At 69.3% G+C, this 1,368-nt stretch carries 2 protein-coding genes; both read right to left on the reverse strand.

Annotated features, from left to right (window positions below; genetic code table 11):
* Positions 1–86: 86 nt before the first annotated feature.
* Positions 87–1,109 (reverse strand): tyrosine-type recombinase/integrase, encoded by a 1,023-nt coding sequence (locus GA0070558_RS32600; RefSeq protein WP_091287415.1) that lies wholly within the window; start codon positions 1,107–1,109, stop codon positions 87–89.
* Positions 1,109–1,327, reverse strand: a complete 219-nt coding sequence (locus GA0070558_RS32605) for a helix-turn-helix domain-containing protein (protein WP_091287419.1) — start codon at positions 1,325–1,327, stop codon at positions 1,109–1,111. Before GA0070558_RS32605 ends, GA0070558_RS32600 begins: the two co-directional genes overlap by 1 nt.
* Positions 1,328–1,368: the final 41 nt, after the last annotated feature.

Below are 1,368 nucleotides of genomic sequence, written 5' to 3' on the forward strand. Positions count from 1 at the left end.
TCCGGCCCAGGTCAGAGGCTGCATCCCCCGATCCTGGGCCGGTCGGCTACTCCCCCGCTCCGATCTTGCGGGCCATCCGTGGGCCATTAGCTGCTCTGGCCGCCCTTGCCTCGGGTCTGCCGGACGATCCGCCGGTCCATGGCCGAGGCGATCTCGCGGTCCCGCTCGCTGGTTGCGTGCTGATAGATCAACGCCGCTCGCATGCTCGCATGCCCCATTCGCTGCATCAGCTCGCGAGTGCTCGCGCCAGAGGCTGCGGCGCCCTTGTCGCCGGTGAAGACCAGGGCGTCAGCGTCGACGGCAGTGAACTCGGCCAGATGCGCCCGCAGGGCTTCGACGGCGGCGGCCGGCAGGGCGACGACACGGACCCCGGCCGCCGACTTGGGCGGCCCGAATTCCAGGTGACTCCGGAGGGCCGCGAGCTTGCGGGTGACCCGGACGCTGCCCGCGTCGAAGTCGATGTCCCGGCGGCGCAGCGCGACCAGCTCGCCCCACCGCAGTCCCGAAAGCGCCGCGACCACGACGAGCGCCGAGAACCGAGCAGGCATCGCATCGGCCAGGGCGTAGACCTGGGCGATCGTGGCGGTCGGTCGTTCCGGGGTGTGGTACTGGTCGTAACCCTTGATCCGGCACGGGTTTTGCCGAAGGATTTCATCCTCACGCACCGCCGTGTTGAGGATGGCCCGCAGCAGCGCGTACGCCTTGACCGCTTGGGGCTCTGGCACGCCGGCATCCAGGAGCTTCTTACGCCACGCCCGGATCGTCGCCGGCTTGATCCCCCCAAGCGTCAGGTGCCCGAGGTACGGCACGACTTGCCGCGTGAACAGGAACTCGTAACCCTGCCGCGTCCTTGGGGCGAGCTTGCGTTCAGCGATCCACCGCTGCCCGTAGGCCGAGAGCTCAATCTCGCCAGCTTCTGGGGCTACCCACTCCCCCCGGATGATCTCCGACTCGACCAGGGTGAGCCACTTCTCTGCCTGCTTCTCCGTGGCGAAGGTGTGCGGCGCGGTCCGGGTCAGTCCGTCCGGGCCGACGTACCGGGCCTGCCATCGACCTGACGACCGCCGACGGACATTGCCGAAACGACGGCGACCACCGCGCGCGGGCATCAGGCCACCTCCGCGAATTGCCGCCGCAGCTGCGCACGGGTCATGGGCACTACCCGGTTGGCCTCGATGTAGGCAGCTACGGCAGCGGGCTCGAATCGCACGAAGCGCCCGACCTTGACGTAGGCGATGCGCCGCTCAGCCACCAGCCGGCGCACGAAGCGAGGTGTCGCGCGGAGGCGGGCCGCCACCTCACCAGCGGTCAGCAGGTCATCTCTCACGGTCGAGGCTCCTCTCCTGTCCTCATGCACGGGTCAGTTGC

Origin of the sequence: Micromonospora haikouensis, assembly GCF_900091595.1 — a bacterium.
In the GTDB taxonomy this organism is placed as follows: Bacteria; Actinomycetota; Actinomycetes; order Mycobacteriales; family Micromonosporaceae; genus Micromonospora; species Micromonospora haikouensis.

Coding starts and splice junctions, on each gene's coding strand:
- GA0070558_RS32600 (WP_091287415.1), bottom strand. CDS start 1,109: ATGCCCGCGCGCGGTGGTCGCCGTCGTTTCGGCAATGTCCGTCGGCGG.